The sequence below is a fragment of the Rhodoferax fermentans genome, from assembly GCF_002017865.1.
GTDB lineage: Bacteria > Pseudomonadota > Gammaproteobacteria > Burkholderiales > Burkholderiaceae_C > Rhodoferax > Rhodoferax fermentans.
Genome location: NZ_MTJN01000002.1, coordinates 1463379 through 1485496 on the forward strand (window position 1 = coordinate 1463379; position 22118 = coordinate 1485496).

The 22118-nt window shown below is 61.2% G+C and carries 21 protein-coding genes; 8 read left to right on the top strand and 13 right to left on the bottom strand.

Annotation, left to right across the window (positions count from 1 at the left end; genetic code table 11):
- Positions 1-39 precede the first annotated feature (39 nt).
- Both RF819_RS07035 and glmU read right to left on the bottom strand, forming a co-directional pair.
- Complete coding sequence (locus RF819_RS07035) at positions 40-837, bottom strand: sensor histidine kinase (protein WP_078364323.1); 798 nt, start codon at positions 835-837, stop codon at positions 40-42.
- On the bottom strand, positions 834-2267 hold the full coding sequence (gene glmU / locus RF819_RS07040; RefSeq protein ID WP_078364324.1) for a bifunctional UDP-N-acetylglucosamine diphosphorylase/glucosamine-1-phosphate N-acetyltransferase GlmU: 1434 nt from the start codon (positions 2265-2267) through the stop codon (positions 834-836). The genes RF819_RS07035 and glmU overlap by 4 nt, the downstream gene beginning before the upstream one ends.
- Here glmU and RF819_RS07045 point away from each other — a divergent pair.
- The gene (locus tag RF819_RS07045) at positions 2266-3159 is read left to right on the top strand and encodes a DUF6279 family lipoprotein (protein WP_143541624.1); all 894 of its coding nucleotides are present in this window, start codon (positions 2266-2268) and stop codon (positions 3157-3159) included. The two genes, glmU and RF819_RS07045, sit on opposite strands and share 2 nt — an antisense overlap.
- 19 nt (positions 3160-3178) lie before the next feature.
- Entirely contained in the window at positions 3179-4579 is a 1401-nt protein-coding gene (locus RF819_RS07050) for an L-serine ammonia-lyase (protein ID WP_078364326.1), read from the top strand.
- A gap of 5 nt (positions 4580-4584) precedes the next feature.
- On the opposite strand, the gene RF819_RS07055 is transcribed toward RF819_RS07050, so the two are convergent.
- Positions 4585-5124: a cysteine hydrolase family protein gene (locus RF819_RS07055; RefSeq protein WP_078364327.1), complete on the bottom strand. Its 540-nt coding sequence runs from the start codon at positions 5122-5124 to the stop codon at positions 4585-4587.
- 34 nt (positions 5125-5158) lie between these two features.
- Positions 5159-5758 carry a 5-formyltetrahydrofolate cyclo-ligase gene (locus tag RF819_RS07060; protein ID WP_078364328.1) on the bottom strand — a complete coding sequence of 200 codons (600 nt, stop codon included), beginning with the start codon at positions 5756-5758 and terminating at the stop codon, positions 5159-5161.
- A gap of 9 nt (positions 5759-5767) precedes the next feature.
- On the opposite strand from RF819_RS07060, the gene RF819_RS07065 reads away from it, so the two are divergent.
- Positions 5768-7741 carry a lytic transglycosylase domain-containing protein gene (locus RF819_RS07065; RefSeq protein WP_078364329.1) on the top strand — a complete coding sequence of 658 codons (1974 nt, stop codon included), beginning with the start codon at positions 5768-5770 and terminating at the stop codon, positions 7739-7741.
- A complete protein-coding gene (locus RF819_RS07070) occupies positions 7738-8442 on the top strand; it encodes a glutathione S-transferase family protein (RefSeq protein ID WP_078364330.1) in 705 nt (234 codons plus the stop codon). The genes RF819_RS07065 and RF819_RS07070 overlap by 4 nt, the downstream gene beginning before the upstream one ends.
- On the opposite strand, the gene RF819_RS07075 is transcribed toward RF819_RS07070, so the two are convergent.
- Positions 8439-9611, bottom strand: coding sequence for a GGDEF domain-containing protein (locus tag RF819_RS07075; protein ID WP_244899944.1), 1173 nt, complete (start codon positions 9609-9611; stop codon positions 8439-8441). The genes RF819_RS07070 and RF819_RS07075 overlap by 4 nt on opposite strands.
- Before the next feature lie 96 nt (positions 9612-9707).
- The gene (locus RF819_RS07080) at positions 9708-10181 is read right to left on the bottom strand and encodes a putative pterin-binding protein (protein WP_158081245.1); all 474 of its coding nucleotides are present in this window, start codon (positions 10179-10181) and stop codon (positions 9708-9710) included.
- Between the two features lie 219 nt (positions 10182-10400).
- Between RF819_RS07080 and RF819_RS21880 the strand changes: the two genes are divergently transcribed.
- Positions 10401-10523: a hypothetical protein gene (locus RF819_RS21880; protein ID WP_274610620.1), complete on the top strand. Its 123-nt coding sequence runs from the start codon at positions 10401-10403 to the stop codon at positions 10521-10523.
- Between the two features lie 93 nt (positions 10524-10616).
- On the opposite strand, the gene RF819_RS07085 is transcribed toward RF819_RS21880, so the two are convergent.
- From RF819_RS07085 to RF819_RS07115, 7 genes are all read right to left on the bottom strand, one after another.
- Complete coding sequence (locus RF819_RS07085; protein WP_078364333.1) at positions 10617-11552, bottom strand: helix-turn-helix domain-containing protein; 936 nt, start codon at positions 11550-11552, stop codon at positions 10617-10619.
- A gap of 90 nt (positions 11553-11642) precedes the next feature.
- On the bottom strand, positions 11643-13028 hold the full coding sequence (gene dalD / locus RF819_RS07090; RefSeq protein ID WP_078364334.1) for a D-arabinitol 4-dehydrogenase: 1386 nt from the start codon (positions 13026-13028) through the stop codon (positions 11643-11645).
- Between the two features lie 56 nt (positions 13029-13084).
- Positions 13085-13822 carry an SDR family oxidoreductase gene (locus RF819_RS07095; RefSeq protein WP_078364335.1) on the bottom strand — a complete coding sequence of 246 codons (738 nt, stop codon included), beginning with the start codon at positions 13820-13822 and terminating at the stop codon, positions 13085-13087.
- A 23-nt stretch (positions 13823-13845) separates the two neighbouring features.
- Positions 13846-14907 carry an ABC transporter ATP-binding protein gene (locus tag RF819_RS07100; RefSeq protein WP_078364336.1) on the bottom strand — a complete coding sequence of 354 codons (1062 nt, stop codon included), beginning with the start codon at positions 14905-14907 and terminating at the stop codon, positions 13846-13848.
- 150 nt (positions 14908-15057) lie between these two features.
- The gene (locus RF819_RS07105) at positions 15058-15882 is read right to left on the bottom strand and encodes a carbohydrate ABC transporter permease (protein ID WP_078364337.1); all 825 of its coding nucleotides are present in this window, start codon (positions 15880-15882) and stop codon (positions 15058-15060) included.
- A gap of 10 nt (positions 15883-15892) precedes the next feature.
- Positions 15893-16753, bottom strand: coding sequence for a carbohydrate ABC transporter permease (locus RF819_RS07110; protein WP_078364338.1), 861 nt, complete (start codon positions 16751-16753; stop codon positions 15893-15895).
- 107 nt (positions 16754-16860) lie between these two features.
- The gene (locus tag RF819_RS07115; protein WP_078364339.1) at positions 16861-18174 is read right to left on the bottom strand and encodes an ABC transporter substrate-binding protein; all 1314 of its coding nucleotides are present in this window, start codon (positions 18172-18174) and stop codon (positions 16861-16863) included.
- A 339-nt stretch (positions 18175-18513) separates the two neighbouring features.
- Between RF819_RS07115 and RF819_RS07120 the strand changes: the two genes are divergently transcribed.
- The 3 genes from RF819_RS07120 (at position 18514) to RF819_RS07130 (ending at position 22038) form a co-directional block, all read left to right on the top strand.
- Positions 18514-19773, top strand: coding sequence for a multifunctional CCA addition/repair protein (locus RF819_RS07120; protein WP_078364340.1), 1260 nt, complete (start codon positions 18514-18516; stop codon positions 19771-19773).
- A 115-nt stretch (positions 19774-19888) separates the two neighbouring features.
- On the top strand, positions 19889-20590 hold the full coding sequence (locus RF819_RS07125; RefSeq protein ID WP_078364341.1) for a response regulator: 702 nt from the start codon (positions 19889-19891) through the stop codon (positions 20588-20590).
- The gene (locus RF819_RS07130) at positions 20587-22038 is read left to right on the top strand and encodes a sensor histidine kinase (RefSeq protein WP_078364342.1); all 1452 of its coding nucleotides are present in this window, start codon (positions 20587-20589) and stop codon (positions 22036-22038) included. The genes RF819_RS07125 and RF819_RS07130 overlap by 4 nt, the downstream gene beginning before the upstream one ends.
- Positions 22039-22118 lie beyond the last annotated feature (80 nt).

Consider the following 22118-nt stretch of genomic DNA (forward strand, 5'->3'; position numbering starts at 1 on the left):
CCTCTAGCCCTTATATAACAAGGGCCAGAAGCTATGGATTTAAGAGATATCCGGTGCCACAGGCAGGCACACCGTCACCTCGCAGCCTTGGTCTGGCGTGGCGGTGATCTGGATTGCGCCACCCAGGCGCTCCAGGATACGGCGGCATAACAGCAGGCCCAGCCCCAGGCCTTCAAATTCACACGCCGGATGCAAGCGGCCAAACACCTTGAACAGCGCCTGCGCCTGCTCGGGCCGGAAACCCACACCGTTGTCGCGCAGGGTCAGGCGGATGCTTGCGGGTGCAGCGGCCTCGGCCTCTGCAGATGGCGCGGGCTCAAGCTGCCAGCCCAGGGCAATCTGGACCGGCGCCCGGCCCCGGCTGAATTTGAGGGCATTGCCCAGCAGCTGCTGCAACACTTGGCGCATCAGACACGGATCGGCCTGCACTGGCGGCACATCGTCTGCCAGTTGCCACAACACATCGACATCCGGGTGCAGTGCCGCCAACTCATCTGCCACCTCACGCGCCAGCGTACCAACAAACACTGGCTGCAGGTCCAGCACTTGTGACCCCAGCCGCGACAGCTGGGCCAGGCCGTCGAGCTGGCGGGTCAGCAGCTGCGCCGACTGGCGGATGGTGCCCAGGTGGCTGGCCAGCTCGTCGGGTAGCTCAGGCCAGTCTTCGGCAATGATCTGGGCATAGGCTTGGATGTGGCGCAGTGGTGCACGCAGGTCGTGCGACACCACGTAGGTAAATTCCTGCAATTCGGCGCGGCTGGCATCAAGCTGGCGCTGCAGCTGCGCCAGTTCCTGGATCAGTTGGTGGGGATGGGGCTGTTCGCTGGGCGCACTCATTTCTTGGCTGGGCGTTTCCAGTTGGGGATGCTGACCTGGCGCGCACGCGCCACGGTGAGCGCCAGCGGTGGCGCGTCCTTGGACAGGGTCGAGCCGCCGCCCACGGTGCCACCCGCGCCGATGGTGACCGGCGCAATCAGCACACAGTTGCTGCCAATGTGCACGTCGGCCTCGATCACCGTGCGGTGTTTGTTGGCGCCGTCGTAGTTGGCGGTGATGCTGCCTGCGCCATAGTTGACACGTTCACCCACGGTGGCGTCACCCAGGTAAGCCAGGTGGTTGGCCTTGGCGCCTTTGGCCAGGGTGGAGTTCTTGACCTCGACAAAGTTGCCGATGTGCACCTCGGCACCCAGCTTGGCGCCGGGACGCAGGCGGGCAAACGGTCCAATCAGCGCACCCGCGCCGACCTCCACCGCGTTTTTGCTGCCGGGCTCACCCCCCTCGATGTGGGTGAAGGGGTGGATCACCGCACCGGCGGCGATGCTGGCGTTTTTGATCACGCAGTTGGGGCCAACTTGGACGCCCTCACCCAGGCTGACTTGACCTTCAAACACACAGTTCACATCAATGGCCACGTCCTGCGCACAGGTCAATGTGCCGCGCACATCCAGGCGCGCGGGGTCAGCCAGGCGCACACCCTGCTCCATCAGCTGCAGTGCCACACGTTTTTGGTAAGTGCGTTCCAGCTCAGCCAGCTGCACCGGGCTGTTGACACCGGCCACCTGGGCCGCGTCGCTGATCTTGTGCGCCACCACCGGAAAACCGTCGGCCACCGCAAACTTGACGATGTCGGTCAGGTAGTACTCACCCTGGGCGTTTTTGTTGTCGAGCCGCGCCAGCCAGCTTTTGAGCTGTTTGGCCGGCACCGCCATGATGCCGCTGTAAACCTCGGTGATCTTGAGTTGCGCGGCGCTGGCGTCTTTTTGCTCAACGATGGCTTGCACCGCGTCGCCCTTGCGCACGATGCGGCCGTAACCCGTGGGGTTAGCAAAGTCGATGGTCAGCAGCGCGAGTTTGTCACCGGCGCAGGCGCTGATCAGCTGCGTCAAGGTGTCGGCTTGGGTCAGCGGCACATCACCCGAGAGCACCACCACCAGACCATCGTCACGCAACACCGGCACCGCCTGCTGGATGGCATGGCCGGTGCCAAGCTGCGGCTCTTGGCGCACAAAATGAATATCCAATTGGCCTGCAGCCCTCGTCTTTGTTGACAAAGCTGCTTCAACTTCTGCAGCACCGTGACCGGTGATCACGGTCACCTGGCGCGCCTGCAACTCGGCCGCGGTGTCCACCACATGCTGCACCAAGGCACGCCCGGCCAAAAGATGCAACACTTTGGGCAGTTTGCTTTTCATGCGGGTGCCCTTGCCCGCTGCCATGATCACCACGTCCAGCGGTGTGTCTGTAAAAAGTGTCTGAGTGATTGCCATGCCAAGCTCCGCGTTGAGTCGATTGCCGTTTTTTCGCATTATCCGCGCCCTGCTGGTGACGCTGACCGTGCTGCTGCTGGGTGCCTGCAGCATGGTGCGCCTGGGGTACGACCAGTTACCCAGCCTGACGTATTGGTGGGTGGACAGTTACTTTGACCTCAACGATGCCCAGAGTGTGGCCCTACGCCGTGACCTGGAGTCCCTGCACAGCTGGCACCGCAGCCAGGAGCTGCCACAACTGGCCAAGCTGCTGGCCTCGCTGCAGACCCAGGCCTTGCAAGACACCACACCGCAGTTCACCTGCCAAGTCATTGACCAGCTCAAAGCGCACCTGCAGGTGGTGCTGACCCAGGCCGAGCCCGGCCTGGCCACCCTGGTGCGTCAACTCACACCCGCGCAAATGCAACACTTGGCCCACCAGCTGGACAAACGAGAACATGCCTGGCGCGAAGAGTGGGTGCAGATCAGCCCGGCCAAGCTGACCAAGCGCCGCACCGAACGCCTGATCGAACGCAGCGAAAGTTTTTACGGCCGCCTGAGCGACTCACAACGCAGCCTGCTGACCAGCAGTGTGCTGGCCAACCCCTATGACGTGGTGCAGGCCGAAGCCGAGATGCTGCGCCGCCACCAGGACCTGCGGCAAACGCTGCAAGCGCTTGTGCAGGGTGGCGACAGCGCCAGCCAGGCACAGGCACGGCTGCATGCCCTGCAACAGCGCCTGCTCGACTCGCCCAACACCAGCTACCGCACCCAGATCGCGGCCTTTACCCAGGCCAACTGCGCCAGCTTTGCCCAGTTGCACAACAGCGCCAGCCCAGCGCAGCGGCAACAGCTGGTGAGCCGACTCCAAGCTTATGAACTCGACCTGCGCACGCTCTCAGCGCCGCGCTGAACCCACCTAAGATCACCCCATGGCTATCAGTGTTTTTGACCTTTTTAAAGTGGGCATTGGCCCCAGCAGTTCCCACACCGTGGGGCCGATGCGTGCCGCGCGCCTGTTTGCGGCGGCGCTGCAAACAGAGGGTGTGTTGGCGCAGACCACCAGCATCTGCTGCGAACTCTACGGCTCGCTTGGTGCCACCGGCAAAGGCCACGGCTCGGACGTGGCGGTGATGCTGGGCCTGATGGGCCACGCGCCCGACACGGTGGATGTGGACGCAGTGCCCGACCTGATTGCCGGTGTGCGCAGCAGCCGTTCACTCAGTGTGCTGGGCCAACACCCGATTCCATTCATCGAGCGCGAACACGTGCTGATGTACCGGCGCGAGGCCCTGGCCGAGCACCCCAATGGCATGAAGTTCACAGCCCTTGACGCTCAAGGCCAGACACTCAAAGCCGCCAAGTATTTGAGTGTGGGTGGCGGTTTTGTGGTGACCGCAGGCGCTGCCAACGAGGCCGTGCTGACTGAGTACCAAAAAGTGCCCTACCCCTTTACCAGCGGCGATAAGTTGCTATCGATATGCAAGCAGACCAACTGGAGCATCAGCCAGGTCATGTGGGCCAACGAGCGCACCTGGCGCAGTGACGAGGCCATCCACAGCGGCTTACACACCATCTGGCGCGTGATGCGTGAGTGTGTGCAACGCGGCCTGAGCCACAGCGGCACCCTGCCCGGCCCCTACAAAGTGCAGCGCCGCGCCCCGCTGCTGGCCGCGCAGTTGCGCGAACGTGCCGAGCGCACGCTGGCCGACCCCTTGAGTGTGCTGGACTGGGTCAACGTCTACGCCTTTGCGGTGAACGAGGAAAACGCCGCCGGTGGCCGCGTCGTCACCGCGCCGACCAATGGCGCGGCGGGCGTGATCCCGGCGGTGCTGCATTACTGCGACCGTTTTGTGCTGCCGTCGCGCCGCCAATACACCAGCGCAGGCGGCCAGGACAATGTGGACAACTTCCTGATGACCGCCGCCGCCATCGGCATCCTCTACAAACTCAACGCCTCGATCAGCGGCGCCGAGGTGGGTTGCCAAGGTGAGGTGGGTGTCGCCTGCTCGATGGCCGCTGCGGGCCTGGCCGCGGTGATGGGCGGCACGCCGGAGCAGGTCGAAAACGCCGCCGAGATTGGCATGGAGCACAACCTGGGCCTGACCTGCGACCCGGTGGGTGGCCTGGTGCAGGTGCCGTGTATCGAACGCAATGCCATGGGCGCGGTCAAGGCCATCAACGCCGCGCGCATGGCGCTGCAGGGCGACGGCCAGCATGTGGTCTCGCTCGACAAGGTTATCAAAACCATGCGCGAGACCGGCGCCGACATGAAAACCAAATACAAGGAAACCTCACGCGGCGGGCTCGCCGTGAATATCGTGGAATGCTGACGCGCTCAGGCGCTCAGGGCTATCTCAGCCGCCGGGACTGCTGTCACGCGTGGGCCAAAGCTGCCCAGGTTGGCCAGCGTGGTGTTGTGGTGGGCTGAAATCTGCGCCGCAGTCAGCACAGCGTTGTCCACGGTGCTGTGGCCGTCGGCCACCAGGGTCACCGGGTAGCCCCGGGCCAGTGCGGCGCGCACGGTGGAGTCCACACAAAACTCGCTCTGCAGGCCACACACCACCAGGTGATCCACCGTGTGTGACAGCAGCAGGTCCTGCAGGTTCGTCTTATAAAACGAATCACAGGCGGTTTTGTGAAGCCGCAGGTCGGCATCCGACAGCTGCAGGCGAGCATCGAGCTGCCAGCCCTCGGCACCGTGCTGCAGCGGCCCATCAGCCTCTTCGTGCTGGATCAGGATCACAGGAGCACCCACCGCACGGGCCTTCGCTGACACACGGTTGATGCGATCAATCACAGACGCAATGTCAAAAGCGGCATCTGCGCCGTGGCATAGGGCATGTTGGACATCAATGATCAGAAGCGCGGAAGTCATGGTCGATTCGGAAAAAGTCTGGCGCAAACTCAACTCACACCGGCCAGACCACGCCGTGGTCGTTGAGGATCGCGTCGAGCGGCATGTCGTGGGGCTCGGGTTCAAAGTCGGGCAAAAAGTCGGTGCCAAAACCCAGCCCCACGGTGAACGGGCGAGGGTTGAGCGAAGCCAGCATGCGGTCATAAAAACCGCCGCCATAACCCAGCCGATAACCACCGGGTGCGTAACCCACACAGGCCACAAACAGCAGCGTGGGGGTGATCACCTCGGTGTCTTTCGGCTTGGGGATGCCATAGGCGTCGTCTTCCATCGGGCAGCCCGGGTACCAAGCATGAAAGGTCATGGTTTTGTGAACTTTGTCGACTACCGGCAGTCCAATCTTGCGTAGCTGGGGGCGCTCGACCAGTTCGCCGTCTTCTTTCCAGCGGTGCAGGGCCGGCAGTGGGTTGAATTCCCCTTTGATCGGCCAGTAGGCACCAATCACCGTGTCGGGGCGACCCACCAGCCAGATGCGCATGACACGCCGCAACAGGGCCACCCGCTGTTCGCGGTCTGGCAGATGCAGGCGTTGTTCGAGAAGCTGTTTGCGCAAGGCCTTTTTGTCCTGCGCACGTTGTTCATCAGAGTTATTCATAATCTCCACATGCAGTTCAAGATGATTTTGACATTGATTGGTGCCGCCGGATTGGCTGCGGCACCAATGCTTCATGCCCAGAGCACGGCCGACAACGTGGTGCTCGACATGCAGCAGGCTTTTAAACGGGGTGACAGTGCCCGACTCACCGCCTTGTTACCCCAGACCCAGGGCCATCTGCTGGAACCCTGGGCCGCCTACTGGGCCTTGCGTGCCCGCCTGGACAGCGCCTCTGCCGACGAGGTGAATGCGTTTTTTACCCAGTACCGTGGCAGCTACCAGGAGGACCGCTTGCGCAATGACTGGCTGCTGCTGCTGGGCCAGCGCCGTGACTGGTCGCGTTTTGCCCAAGTGGCGCCCGACTTCCGCATGAACGATGACCGCGAGGTGCGCTGTTACACCCTGGCCATGGAGAACATCCTGGCCAAGGTGGACCTGGCCAGCGAGGTCAAGGCCCAGTGGTACGCGGCCAAAGACGCGGGTGACGGATGCACCCTGGCGGCACAAAGCCACTTTGACGCAGGCCAGCTGTCCGAGGCAGATGTCTGGCGCAAGGCACGTCTGCTGGTGGAGGCCCGCCAGCTCGATGCGGCACGCCAGGTGGTCGCCATCGTGGCGCCCGGCGCCAGCGCGGCACTCAACGACGCCCTCAAAAAACCTGAGACCGTTCTGATCAAACGCCCGGTGTCCAACCAACGCCTGAATCAGGAGCTGGCGGTGCTGGCGCTGATCCGCTGGGCCGACAGTACACCTGACAGCGCGGCTCAGGCCTTGGAAGAACGCTGGAGCAAACACCTCAGCCATGCCCAGCGTGCCTGGGCTTGGGGCGCGATTGGCAAACTGGCAGCACAAAAACTCTCTGACAGCGCCTTGCCCTATTTCCAACACGCCAGCCCCGAGGCCATGAGTGACGAACATCTGGCCTGGCGGACCCGCGCCGCCTTGCGCCAGCACCAATGGCATGACGCGCTGGAGAGCATCAAGGCCATGAGCCCGGACGCCGCCAGCGACCCCACCTGGGTTTACTGGCGCGCCCGCGCCTTGTTGCAGCCGGGCCAGAGCCAGGCCGAGCAAACACAAGCACGCCAGCTGCTGCAAGGCATCGCCAGCGTGCGTGGTTTTTACCCACTGCTGGCGCTGGAGGAACTGGGCCAACCAATCACACCACCACCCACACCCGCACCTTTGAGCGCGCAGGAAAAAGACCGGGCGCAGGCTAACCCAGGGCTGCAGCGTGCCCTCAAAGCCATCACCCTGGGCCTGCGCAGCGAGGGTGTGCGTGAGTGGAACTACACCACCAATTTGCATGCCCCCGGCGGCATGAATGACCGCGAGCTGTTGGCCGCCGCTGACCTGGCCTGCCAGAACGCAGTATGGGACCGCTGCATCAACACCAGTGAACGCACGCGCAACATCATCGATCTGGCGCAGCGTTTCCCGATGCCCTACCGCCAGGCAGTGATTGAACGCAGCCGCAGCATCAGCCTGGACCCGGCCTATGTCTACGGCTTGATTCGTCAGGAAAGCCGCTTCATCACCGATGCGCGTTCGGGCGTGGGTGCCTCGGGCCTGATGCAGGTGATGCCTGCCACTGCGCGCTGGACCGCCAAAAAAATTGGCCTGAGCAACTTCACACCCCAGCAGCTCAATGACCGCGACACCAACATCACGATTGGCACCGGTTACCTCAAGCTGGTGCTGGACGATTTTGCGGGCTCCATGCCCCTGGCCGCCGCAGCCTACAACGCTGGGCCCGGGCGCCCGCGGGTCTGGCGTGGCCAACCCGGCGCCCCCTCAGTGGAGGCCGCCATTTGGGCGGAAAACATCCCGTTCACTGAAACCCGTGATTACGTCAAAAAAGTGCTGGCCAACACCACCATTTACGCGGCCATGATCACTGGGCAAACCCAGTCCCTCAAGGCACGGCTGGGGCACATTGGCCCAGCCGACATCAGCACACCAGAGAACCGCGACCTGCCATGATCCAACTCTATATCGGTAACAAAAACTACTCGTCCTGGTCGATGCGGCCCTGGGTGCTGCTCAAGCAGGCGGGCATCCCGTTTGAGGAGGTGATGGTGCGTTTTGACGCCTTCACGCCCGACTCGCAGTTCAAGGCGGCGCTCAAACCCGTGTCACCCACCGGCAAGGTGCCGGTACTGGTGGACGGGGATCTGGTGGTGTGGGACACGCTGGCGATTGCCGAGTATCTGGCCGAGCAGTTTCCCGACAAACAACTTTGGCCGACCAACAAGGCAGCCCGAGCCCGTGCGCGCAGCATCTGCGCAGAGATGCACAGCGGCTTCACCAGCCTGCGCAACCACTGCCCGATGAACATCGAAGCGCGGCTGCCCGACACCGGCGCCCTGCTCTGGCGCGACCAGCCCGGTGTGCGTGCCGATGTGGCGCGCCTGATTGAGATGTGGCGGCCGCTGCTGCAGGCACACGGTGGACCGCTGCTATTTGGTGACTTCTCGGTGGCCGATGCCTACTTCGCACCGATCTGCACCCGGCTTGTCACCTATGGACTGCCTTTGCCAGAGGACATCGCCGCCTATGTGCAGCGTGTCTGCGCCCTGCCGGGTGTCAAGGCCTGGATCGATGGTGCCTGCGCGGAGCAGGATTTTCTTGACTTTGAAGAGCCCTACCGCTTGGCCAGCCAGGCCAACAAACCACAGGCTTAAGTCGCCCGTTCACTGCGGTTTCCGCCAAGTTGCTTGGCGCGGTACATGGCGGCATCAGCGGCTTTGATAATTTGATCGGCACTGAGCTCGTCCTTGAAAAACACCGCAACACCCACGCTGGCCGTACACACATGACGAATCCCGCCTGGCTCGGCTTTCTGACCCAACGGGGTCAGCAGATAGGGGGCGGACAAGGCGTCAAGCAGCTTCTGCGAGACCATGCTGACGGTGCCATTCACATCCTCCGCCGGACCATTGATCTGCCCGAGCAAGACCGCAAACTCGTCACCCCCCAGCCGGGCGACCGTGTCCACATCACGCACACAGTTCTTCATCCGTTTGGCCACTTCAACCAGCAACATGTCCCCGGCATCATGGCCGTAGGTGTCGTTGATGGGCTTGAAATTGTCGAGATCAATCAAGATGACCGCACCATAGGCGTTGTGCCGCTTGCTGCTGGCCAGCGCGTGTTGCAACTGGTCGTAGAGCAATCTTCGGTTGGCCAAGCCGGTCAGAAAATCGTGTGAGGCATGAAAACTCGAATGCAGGTACAACTCTTTGAACTGCTGTTGCCGCTGCAAAGTCAGGCTCAAGTTGCGCATGGCTGAGACACCCCAGCCGATCCCCAGCACAAGCACAACGGACGACAGCACAAGAAGGTAGTTACCGAGGGCAGTCACCTCTTGGATCAGTTGGCTTGACTGCAAATAACGTCGGCTATGGGCCTCAATGACGAGGCGATGCACATTGGCGTGCAAACTGTCGACCTGGTCCAACAGCAGCTGCATGGCTGGGTAATCGGGCGTTGGGCTCACCGATTCAAGCACCGGATCGGCCTGTTTGACAAAGGCATGCGCTTGCGCCAACACCGTCTGAAAGATGGGCGCGTCCTGCATCGCTTCCCGGCTCTCACCGTTGTCAATCGATGACATGTGCGCGAAAAACAGGCTGTACTGGGTGCTCACTTGCTCGATCAGTTGCGGCGTATCCTGCCGCATCTGTGCTTCAAACAAGGCACTGCGTAAAGACAAGACCCGCAGCTCCAGCTTGAAGGCATTCCATTCAAAACCGCTGAAGCTTGGGCGGGTCAAATTCTCCAGGCTGTGTGCCTGCCGGTATTGAAGCCATCCAAAAATGGGAATGCCCAACAAGATCAGCAAAAAGATCACCAAGGCCCCGCGCCTTACCCGGGCGCTCGCACCAGCATCACCTTCACAGCGCAACCATCCAAGCAACCAGGCTTTCACATCAAGGCCCCGGGCAACTCATTCCACCACCATCTGTGTCAGATGCCAGACAGATCGGCTGTAATAGACATCACTTTTGAGCTCTGGCAGATCGTCAAACGGGTAGATCAAGAACAGGGGACCTTGGTCCTTGACTTTCAAGCTCACCCCGTCAATTTTTCGGGCAAGTACCGGATTGAATTGCGTCACATCCTGAACGGGTACACGCACCTCATAGTTGTCCAGGGCGATCAACCTCAGCGACTGGCCTTTGGCACCCACCAGCGCCAGCACGGATTGGAGGGAAGGCCCGGTGAAGGTACGCAGCCCTTTGCGCCAGAATGCGGACGTTTTGACCTGGCTCACGGCCAGGGCATCCACCATGGCCGCGTCAAACACGGCGGCATTGGCCGAGTTTTTGTGGGTGATGTTCCCGCTGATGGTCAGGATGACGGGCCCCTCCGGCTTGGCCAAGGACTGCGCCTGCGATAACCAAGGCAAAACAGCAGCCAACAGAAACAAACCACTGCGCGAGAACAGCCTCCACCGACAAGTCGACATCACCATCCACCCTGCTCACTTTTTTCACAAAGTTGACCGGTTCTTGTGCCGGATTTGTAACATTCTAAAGTGCTGATCGCCCTGTCTGACGGCGCCTCGGGCAAGGCTGATCAAGTCTCTGCTTGGCCCATGACTTGCGTGGTTCATGGCAACACTGGCAGGAAGAGGCAGATGAAACAACACACCCTGGCCCTGGCCGAACAGCAAAGCTTTGACAGCGATCGCCAACCCACGCGGCGCGACGAGTGCTTGAAAACCATGGAAGTCATCGTTCCCTGGCCATCCCTGTGCTAAGTCAGGCCAGTTTTATGTGCTCCAGCGGTCTTGGCGGTCGTCAATAGCTGTAGTTTTCCTTCCTATTTGCTGTTCTCTTTTCGCTCGCAGGCGTCAGTGGCGAGACGTAGCGTTGGCGCCAAAACGGCTGGCCGCCTGGCGACGGTAATCGCTGGGGGTCATGCCTTTGATGTCCAGAAAACGTCGGTTGAAGTTGGCGATGTTGTTGAAGCCCACCTGGTAACCAATGTGGGTGATCAGCAGGTCAGACTCCATCAGCAACTGGCAGGCGCGACTGACCCGCACGTGGTTGACAAAATCGGTGAAGGTGTTGCCGGTGGCCCGACGGAAAAAGCGCGAAAAACTGCTCTCGCTCATGTCGAGTTCGCGCGCCATGTCCGCCGCCGAAATCGGTTCGGACAGGTTGTCGCTGATGCGGCTGAGAATGGCATTGATCTGGTCGAGTTGGGTGTCGCTGTCCATGCTCTTCATCTGGGTGTTGGACAGCAGCCGGAAATCTGTGCAGCGTGAGAGTTCACCCATCAGCTCACAAAACGCCGCAAACCGCGCCAAACCCTGATTGGCTTTGATTCGCTGCCAGTACGTGACCGTTTGCGCAAAAACGCCAAAAAACTCGATGCCATGTTTGGCTCGCTCCAACAAGGGCATCACCTCACGCAGTTCGACGATGTGCCTGCTGGCTGTTTCAATGGGTTCGTGCAAAAACTGGATCACCAGATCACGCAGTGGAACGCCGCCATCGGGCACGTCGGCGCTAACCCAGTTGTGCGGCAGGCGCGGACCAGTCAAGACCACGTGCCCCGGCTGGAAGTGGCCGATCCAGTCGCCGACGAACGCCTTGCCAGAGGTGGTGGTGATCAAGTGCAGTTCATACTCGTCATGGTGGTGCCATCGCGCCAGCGGTGTCGGGAACCCATGGGACAGGCAGCGGATGAAGCCCGACTCATCAGGTGTCTCATAGCCCAAATCCGAGGAGCGTACGTGGTCGAGCTCCAGCTCTGGCTTGAGTTGACGTCGCAGGTTGAACATGTCTTTTTGTGCTTGTTTGTCAACTCATCACATTACCACCATCCACACGCAGCGTCTGTTTGCCCTGCGGGCCGACGCTTGGCACCGTGGTCATGATTGGTGGTTCTTGACAAAGAGTTTGACACGTTCAAACGCGGTGCGCATGGCCTGGACCAGGCGCTCGTCATTGGCCAGCGGACCCCACAACACGGTGTTGGCACAGTACGCTGCAACTGGGTCAACAGACTCGCAAATCGCATGGGCCGCCGCTGGGTCCATGGCCTGGTCCTGGTAGGTGTAGGGAATCTGCCCGGCATGCCAGCGTTGCAGGTAGGCTAAAAAGAGTGCAGGCAGCATGGACACGCTGTGGATGGTTTCACCACGTGCCAGCCGGTCGCGGATGGTGGGTGCAATCATCGCTGGGATCTTCGAGAACGCGTCCATCGCCACCCGCTGGTTGGTATCGGCAATGGCCGGGTTGCCAAAGCGGTCCAACACCACGTCACGGTATTTTTCGAGGTTAATCGGGCAGGGCAACAGCACCGGAATGGTGTCGTCGGTGACGTAGTCATAGGCCAGTTGGCGGATCACCGGGTCAAGCGTGCCCTCATGGATGTAGGTGTAACCGACCAGCGTGCCAGCCCAGGCGATGCAGCTGTGGGTGGCGTTGAGCAGGCGGATCTTGGCTTCTTCATACGCTTGCACCGAGGTCACCATCTCCACCCCGACCTTTTCCCACTCGGGGCGACCGGCGATGAAGTTGTCTTCAATCACCCACTGGATGAAGCTTTCTCCCATCAGCGCCGCAGCGTCGTCGACGCCGGTGGTGGCCAGCACACGCGCCCGCACCTCTGGCGTCGGGCGTGGTGTGATGCGGTCCACCATCGCGTTGGGGCTGGTGGTGTTGGCCTGCACCCAGGCCAGCAGGGCGCTGTCACCAAGCAATTCAATGAATTGCAGCAGCCCGCCGCGTGAGCGTTCGCCGTTGTGGCGCAGGTTGTCGCAATTGAGCAGTGTCACTGGCCCGGCATTGGCTTGCATGCGGGCGCGCAGGATGACGCAGAGTGCGCCGTAGATGGTCGACACCGGTTCGCCTGACTTGACCGCAGCCAGATCGGCTCGCAGGTCGGCAAAGTTCTGATCGAGCTGGTACTTGGCATCGAGGTAATAGCCGGCTTCGGTCACGGTAAAAGAAATGATGCGTGTGTCCGCGTCTGCGCCGATACGCACCAGACCACAGAGCTCGGGATCAAAAGGCACCACGGTCTGGATGGCGGTGATACGGGTGTAGCTGCGCTCGTTGTGCGGGGTCACGGTTTCCAGCGTGTAGGCCCCCCCCTGGGCAATCAAAGCGTCAATGGTGTCTTGCATGTCGGGTCGGATATTGCCGCCGGCCAGCGCCCAACGTTGGTCGCCGGATTCCCGCAACTGGTGCAGGTAGACGGCCTGGTGGGCACGGTGGAATGAACCTAGACCCAGGTGGAGCATCGTCGTCATGATGTGGCTTCTTTCTAGAGTGTGACTGTCAATAAAAAGGGATACGGGTGGCCGGTTCAGAGGTCGAACTGCGTGGGCATCATCACCACATCGCGGATCGTCATGCCGCGCGGGCGCGTGAGCATGAACAGCACGACGTTGGCAACCTCGGCGGCCTCCAGCAAACTGCCCTTGGCCTTGGCCTCTTCCAGCTTTTCTGCCGGCCAGTCGGCCAGCAGCGAGGTGATCACCGGTCCTGGTGAGATGGCGCCCACACGGATGCCGTGCTTGAACACCTGGCGCCGCACTGTCTGCACAAAACAATCAATGGCCCACTTGCTGGAGGCGTAGACCGGCTCCCAAGGAGTGGGGAAATGCGCTGCGAGCGAGCTTGTCACGATGATGTCGCCCACACCTCTCTCCATCATGTGGGGCAGCACCCCGCGTACGTTCTTCATGACCACGTTGATGTTCAGGTTGAGCATGCGGTCGATCGCGTCGTCGGTCGCGTCGATCAGATCACCACCCACATACAGTCCGGCGTTGGCGTGGAAGATGTCGAGTCGGCCACCGGTCAGCGCCAGAATGCGCGCTGGCATGGCCGCACACTGTGCGGGGTCCAGCAGGTCCAGCACCAGTGGCAGGGCGCAATCGCCCAGTGTTTCCCGGGCCTTGGCCAGAGCCGGTGCATCGCGGTCAACCAGGACGACCTGTGCGCCAGCAGCGATCATCGCCTGGGCACAGGCAAACCCGATGCCCGATGCCGCACCGGTGACGGCGGCCACCTGGCCGCTCAGGAGAGGTGTATGGTTCATGATGTCACGCAGTGGTCGGTGAGTCAGTGGGTCGGTGTTTCATGGGTTTGACCGGTGCGTGTGATGCGCCCGTTGGCATCAAACACATGGGCCGCGTCGGTGTCGATCTGGATGCCCACGGCATCACCCGTTCGCAGCGGTGTGCGTTCGTTTTGGCGCGACACCAGTTGGGCACCTTGTGTGGTGGTGACGTAGATCAGTGTTTCCGCGCCCAGCGCCTCGACCAAGTCGACCTTGCCATGCAGCAAACCCTGCCCAGCCGGGTGCAGCATCACGTTCTCTGGCCGCAAGCCGACGAAGCCATCCGACGCGATGGACAAACCTGCGGTGGTTTGCAGCGCAGGCAACTGGGAGGCCGGAACAATGTTCATCTGGGGCGTGCCAATGAACTGCGCCACAAACTGGTTGGCCGGGCGGTCATAGAGTTCCAGCGGTGTGCCAACCTGCTCGATCACGCCATCGCGCAGCACCACCACGCGGTCGGCCAGGGTCATGGCTTCGACCTGGTCGTGGGTCACATAAATCGTGGTGGCACCCAGGTCGCGGTGCAGTTTGGCGATCTCGATGCGGGTCTGGCCGCGCAATGCCGCGTCCAGGTTGGAGAGTGGTTCGTCGAACAGAAACACCTTGGGCGCTCGCACGATGGCGCGGCCAATGGCAACGCGCTGGCGCTGGCCACCGGATAACTCTTTGGGCGTGCGGTCCAGGTACTGCGTCAGATTCAGAATCTTGGCGGCCCGGTCCACTTTTTCCTTGATCAAGCTGGGGTCGGCTTTGGCCAGTTTGAGCGCAAAACTCATGTTCTCGAACACACTCATGTGCGGGTACAGCGCGTAACTCTGGAACACCATGGCCAGGTCGCGTTTGCTCGAAGGCAGGTGGGTGATGTCACGGCCATCGAGCTTCAGGGTACCGCCGTTGATCTGTTCCAGCCCGGCGATCAGGCGCAAGAGCGTGGATTTGCCACAGCCCGAAGGCCCGACAAACACCACGAATTCACCCTTTTGAATGTCCAAATTCAAGCCCTTGATGACGTGAACTTGACCAAAAACTTTGTCGATGCCGCTTAAGCTAAGGTAAGCCATCAAATTGCTCCTAATCTATTTATATGCAAAGGGTTGAGTGCAACGACCGCTAACCAGGGGTGCCGCAGAACCGGCTTTGCCGGGCTGCTGGCGCCGCCCCCTGCAAGGGGGAAAGCGGCCACACGGAGTGGGCAAACCTGGGGGTGTTCATCATTTGACGGCACCGAAGGTCAAGCCTTGCACCAGTTGTTTTTGGCTGAACCAGCCAAACACCACGATGGGTGCGATGGCCATGAAGGACGCGGCAGACAGCTTGGCCCAGAACAGACCTTCGGGACTGGAGTAACTGGCAATCAGCGTGGCCAGCGTGCCTGCCTTGGCTGCGCTGAGGTTGAGGGACCAGAACGCCTCATTCCAGCTCAGCACCAGGCACAACAAGCCGGTTGATGCCAAGCCGCCCAGTGTGAGCGGTAGCAGCACCATACGAAACTCTTGCCACAGCGTGGCGCCGTCCATGCGCGCGGCCTCCAGAATCTCGCCCGGTATTTCCTTGAACTGCGAATACAGCATCCAGACCATGATGGGCAGGTTGCTCAGGGTGAAGATGATGGTCAGCCCGGTGCGGGTATCGAGCAAACCGGAGTTCTGTGCCAGCACATAGATCGGCACCAGCGCGCCCACGGCGGGCATCATCTTGGTGGACAACATCCACATCAGGATGTCCTTGGTGTATTTGCCTTTGAAGAAGGCCATCGAGTACGCGGCTGGAAACGCCAGTGCCAGCCCGAGGAGGGTGGAGGCCACGCTGGTGATCAGCGAGTTTTGGGCGTACAGCAGATAGTCACTACGCTCCTCGACGATCGTGAAGTTCTCCAGCGTGGGCGTGAACAGCAGCAAAGGCGGCACCGCGATGGCTTGCAACTCGGTCTTGAACGCGGTCAGCACCAGCCAGCCCAGCGGGAAAAACAGCAGCAAGGCAACGCCCCAGGCGGCCAGCGTGCGCACATATAACAAGAGCTTGTTTTGGGTGTTCATGGTGCGCTACTTATTTGTCAAGGTTTTTGCCAACCATGCGGATCAGGAAAATGCCGGCAATATTCGCCAGCACCACCGCAAACAGCGCCCCGGCAGAAGCCACGCCGGCGTCAAAGTTCAGCAGCGCCTGCTTGAAGATCAGAAACGCCACATTGGTGCTGGCGTCCCCCGGACCGCCACCGGTAGTGGTGTAGATCTCGGCAAACACGCTGAGCAAAAAGATCATCTCGATCATCACCACCACCGCCATCGAGCGGCCCAGGTGTGGGATGTAGAGGTAGCGCAGTTGCTGCAGGTAGGTGGCACCGTCCATGCGCGAGGCCTCTAACTGCTCGCGATCCATGCTTTGCAGCGCGGTGATAAAAATCAGTGTGGCAAACGGCAGCCACTGCCAAGTGACGATCAGGATCACGCTCCACAGCGGCCAGTCGGTCAGCCAATCCACCGGCGTGGCACCAAAGAAAATCCAGACTTGCGCCAGCACGCCATAAATCGGGTTCATCATCATGTGTTTCCACAGCAGCGCGTTGACTGTGGGCATGACAAAAAAGGGCGAAATCAGCAGGATGCGCACGATGTTGCGCCCCGGAAACGGCGCATCCACCAGCAGCGCCAGCAATATGCCAACCACCACGGTCAGCACAATCACCGAGCCCAGCAGCAGCAAGGTGTTGCTCACCGCTGTACCAAAAGACGGGTCGGTGATGAAGTATTCAAAGTTCTCCAGCCCGATGAAGCCGCTCTGATCGGGCTGCATCAGGTTGTAGCGAATGACCGAAAAATAGATCGACATCACCAGTGGCACGATCATCCACAGGAAGAGCGTGAGCACAGCAGGTGCCAGCAGGATGCGGGGAATGAATCTGTTCATGGACAAAGGCCTTGGTGAATCAGTTTGCTCATCAAAATGGCTTCAAGCCCTCTTCTATAAAGGGCAAGAAGCTATTGATTTGATAGTTTTACAAGTCCTGATCTGATTTATTTGTAATAACCGGCCTTCTTCATTTCACGCTCGGCAGCGATTTGCGATGCCTTCAAAGCGGCGTCCACCGTGGACTTGCCAGCCAGCGCGGCGCTCATCTGTTGACCGACAGCAATGCCAATGGCCTGAAATTCAGGGATGGCCGCAAACTGCACCCCGACATACGGGCTCTTGGGCAGGGTTGAATCGGTCGGGTTGGCGCTGTCGATGGCCATCTTTTCGGCGGCGGCAAAACGGGCTGCTTTTTGGAACTCAGGCGCGGCGTAGGTGCTCTTGCGGGTGCCGGTGGGCACATTCGCCCAGCCATTGGTCTTGGCGACGAGCTGGATGTATTCCTTGCTCGTGGCCCAGGTCACGAACTTCTGAGCGGCGTCCACCTTTTGTGAACCAGCAGGAATCGCCAGGTTCCAGGACCACAGCCAGTTGGCGCCTTTGGGCGTGTTCATGGTGGGAGCCTGGGCAAAGGCCATCTGGTCCGCCACCTTGGACTGCTTCGGATCGCTGACAAACGAGGCGGCAATGGTGGCATCAATCCACATGCCGCACTTGCCAGCGTTGGTCAGCGCCAGGATTTCGTTGAAGCTGTTGGCCGACGAGCCGGGCGGGCCGTAGTTTTTCAGCAGGTCCACGTAATAGGTGATGGCTTCTTTCCAGGGTTTGCTTTCCAGCTGGGGTTTCCAGCTCATGTCGAACCACTGGCCACCAAAGGTGTTCACCATGGTGGTGATAAAGGCCATGTTGTCACCCCAGCCCGGCTTGCCACGCAGGCAGATGCCATAGACGCCATCCTTGGGGCTGTTCATCTTGGCGGCCAGGTCTTTGATTTGCGGCCAGGTCGGGCGATCAGGTACTTGCACACCGGCCTTGTCGGCCAGGTCCTTGCGGTACATCAGCATTGAGCTTTCACCATAGAACGGTGCGGCAAACAGCTTGCCATCCACCGACAGGCCGTTGCGCATGGCGGGCAGCAAATCGTCCACGTCATAGGCGGCATCGGTTTTGAGCTCCTGCAACCAGCCTTTTTTGCCCCAGATCGGCGCCTCGTACATGCCGATGGTCATGATGTCGAACTGACCGCCCTTGGTGGCGATGTCGGTGGTCACGCGCTGACGCAGCACGCCTTCTTCGAGCGTGACCCATTTGAGTTTGATGTCGGGGTTGGCACTCTCAAAATGTTTGCTGAGCTTCTGCATTTCGATCATGTGGCCGTTGTTCACGGTGGCGATGACCAGTTCGGTGGCTGCATGAGACATGCCGCAAAGCGACAGAACCAGAGAGGCAGCAAGTGTGAGGCGAACTTTCAGTTTCATGGTTGGGGCTCCGTTGAGAGAAATGTGGTTTGCTCTGTTCAGCGCGCTATCTGCGCTGACACAGGTGACGATACTGATCCTGTCTCGCGGCTTTGATACTTAAATTGGTCAAGTAGGTACGTTATTGCAAAATTTGACTAGTATTTACACCTAGGGGCGTCAAATTTGTACTGCTGCTGAGAGGCATATTGGTAGTCCGCGCCCATCGATCTCACCTGGATACTCTGCAAAAGAGATGTGCTGCAGATGTGTGCAGACGGGCATGTGGCATCTGCACAGCATGTGCGCGGGTTTGACGAGACTTGTTCAGTGTGGCCCTAAGCTCAGTAAACTGCGGCCATGAAAATCTTCCTTGTAGGTGGTGCGGTGCGCGATGCGCTGCTGGGTTTGCCAGTGAGTGACCGCGACTGGGTGGTGGTGGGCGCCACGCCGCAGCGGATGCTTGACCAGGGTTATGTGCCGGTTGGCAAAGACTTCCCGGTGTTCCTGCACCCGCAAACCCATGAGGAATACGCGCTGGCGCGCACCGAGCGCAAAACCGCGCCCGGTTACCACGGCTTTGTTTTCCACACCGCACCCGACGTGACTCTGGAAGATGATTTGGCGCGGCGTGACATCACTATCAATGCCATAGCTACTTCCCCATATTCAATAAGGGCCAACGGCCAATTTGACACTAAAAGCACGCTGATTGACCCGTTCCACGGCCAGCAGGACCTGGCAGCCAAATTGTTTCGCCATGTCAGCCCGGCGTTTCGCGAAGACCCGGTGCGTATCCTGCGGGTGGCGCGTTTTGCGGCACGGTTTGCCGACTTCACGGTGGCGCCCGAAACCCTGGCACTGATGCAGCAGATGGTGACTGACGGCGAAGTCGATCACCTCGTGCCCGAACGCATCTGGCAAGAGCTGTCGCGCGGGCTGATGGAGGCCACACCTTCACGTATGTTCGCGGTGTTACGCGACTGCGGCGCACTGGCGCGCCTGCTGCCCGAGGTGGACCGCCTGTGGGGCGTGCCCCAGCGCGCCGACTACCACCCCGAGGTCGACACCGGTGTGCACCTGATGATGGTGCTGGACATGGCCGCGCGCCTGCAGGCGCCCCTGGCCGTGCGTTTTGCCTGCCTGTGCCACGACCTGGGCAAGGGCAACACCCCGGCCGATGTGTTGCCGCGCCACATCGGCCATGAAGAGCGCAGTGCCCGGTTGCTCAAAGGGGTCTGTGAACGCCTGCGTGTGCCCACCGAATGCCGCGAACTCGCCGATGTGGTGGCGCGTGAACACAGCAACGTCCACCGCAGCACCGACTTTGGCGCCAGCGCCCTGGTGCGCCTGCTGGAGCGTTGTGATGCCTTGCGCAAACCACAGCGTTTTGCCGACATGCTGCTGGCCTGTGAGTCTGATGCACGTGGCCGACTTGGGCACCTTGACAGCCCCTACCCGCAGCGGCCCCGGCTGCTGCAGGTGCTGGCGGTGATGCAGGCGGTGGACACCAAAACCATCGCCCAACAGGCCATGGAGATGGGCGCCAGTGGGCCAAAAGTCGGCGACATGGTGCACCAGGCCCGGGTGGCGGCGGTGCAGGCCACCCTGCCTGGCTGAAACCACCCACGTCAGGCGCTGCGGGTGTCGCGCGGACGGGCCAACAGACGCAAGATTCGCGAGAAATCCCTCACAGATCAAACTTGGGCGAAATCCGCTGGGTTATGCTTACAACATGTCAAGTTTGCTGATTATTGAAGACGACGAACTGCTGCGTGATGGTTTAAGCGCCCAGCTTCGTCAGCTCGGTCATGCAGTGACCACAGCGGCCGATGGTGAGTTGGCACAACGGCTGCTGGAGTCTGACCGCTTTGACGGTGTGGTGCTGGATCTGGGCCTGCCCAAGATCAGTGGCATGGAACTGCTGCGCTGGTTGCGCAAACGTCTGCCCGCGCTGCCAGTGCTGATCCTGACCGCCCGCGACGATGTCGATGACCGGGTACAGGGCCTCAACGCCGGTGCCGACGACTACCTGACCAAACCCTTCGACATGGCCGAACTGCAGGCCCGGCTCGGCGCGCTGCTGCGCCGCGCCGCGCTGCCTGCCTTTGGTGGCAGCCTGGAGGTGGCCAGCCAGAGCACCCGGCGCCTGCGGGTCGACGCCACCCTGCCACAAGCCTGGCTGGGGGACGAACCACTGGACCTGACCCAGCGTGAATGGGCCCTGCTGTCGCTGCTGGTGACCCACGCCGGGCGGGTGGTCAGCCGCGAGGATGTGCTGGAAACCTGGCAGGCCGAACCCGGCGACAGCCTGAGTTCCGCCTCGAACGCACTGGAGGTCTACATCCACCGCCTGCGCCGCAAGCTGGTCGACTCGGGCCTGAACATCCGCAATGTGCGCGGCCTGGGCTACATGCTGGAAACCACGCCGCAATGAACACCGAGGCCAGGCCTGCCGGGCAGGGTCTGTCACTCAAACGCCAGTTGCTGCTGTGGCTGCTGCTGCCCCAACTGGTGCTGTTTCTGGTGGGTGGTGCGCTGGCTTACCGGATCGCCCTGAGTTACGCCGAAAAAGCCACCGACCAGTCACTGACCCAGTCGGTGCGTTCGCTGGCACGCCAGGTCAAACCGATTGGCTCCGGGCTCTTGATCGACTTTCCGCGTGCGGCGCAGGACATCATCGAACAGGACCCGCAAGACCGAGTCAGCTACATGGTGTCGAGCCCGCCCGGGCATTTTTTGCTGGGCAACGCCAAGCTGCCCGACCCCGCCATCACGGTGGCGGCCAACAGCCGTGACGCCCTGCTCTACACCACCCACATCGATGGCAAACCGATGCGCCTGGCCCTGCTGGAGCTGGACTACGGCGAGGCCGATGCGCCCCAACGCCTGCGCGTGCAGGTGGCCAAAAGCCTGGCCCTGCAACAACGTCTGACCAACGAACTGATTGCCGACATGCTGGCACCACTGATGCTGCTGGTGGCGCTGATGAGTTTGCTGGTTTTTGCCGGTATCTCGCGCGGGCTGCAGCCGCTCAAACGCCTGCAGGCGCAGCTCGGCGACCGCCAGTCACTCAGCGTGCACGCGCTGTCGCCGATCGAGCTGACACAGGCGCCGCAAGAGGTCCATGCCCTGGCCACGGCACTGAACCAGCTGCTGTCGGCGGTACGGCGCAGCCTGAGCCAGGAAAAACGTTTTCTCAACGATGCGGCGCACCAACTGCGCACCCCGCTGGCGGGTTTGATCAGCCAGACCGAACTGGCGCTGACCGAAACCGACCCGCAGGCGCGGCAGGACCGGCTCAACAAGGTGTTGTCAGGCGCCCGGCGCAGTGCCCACCTGGTGCACCAGTTGCTGTCACTGGCGCGCAACGAGGTCGAGGCCAAGCTGGCGCCGCTGGATGTGGCGGTGCTGGCGCGGGAGGTGGCGCGCGAGTGGACACCGCGTGCGCTCAAACACAACATCGACCTGGGTTATGAGGGGGAGGACCACCTGATGGTGAACGGTGAAGCCCTGCTGCTGCACGAAGCCCTGAGCAACCTGATCGACAACGCCCTGACCTACGCCGGCCCGGGCACCGAGGTGACGCTGAGCGCCCGCACCGAAGCGGACCAGGTGGTACTGGAGGTCCAGGACAACGGCACCGGGGTCTCCGAGCAAGACCTGCCGCAGGTGTTCAACCGGTTCTGGCGCGCCAACGAGTTGCCGGGCGGCTGCGGGCTGGGCCTGGCGATTGTGAAAGAGATCACCCAACGCCATGGTGGCCACGCCCAGGCGCTGGCGGCACAACCCCATGGGTTGCGGGTGCAACTGTTGTTGCCAAGACTCGACACGGCGGACGGCACCTCGCTCTCGCAGGGCACAAGTGCCCCTCAGAGACCGTAGGCGGGTTGGCGTCATGAGATACTGAACTGCCGCACGGATCACAGCAGGTCGCGGCATCAATGGGCTCGACACTCACCCGA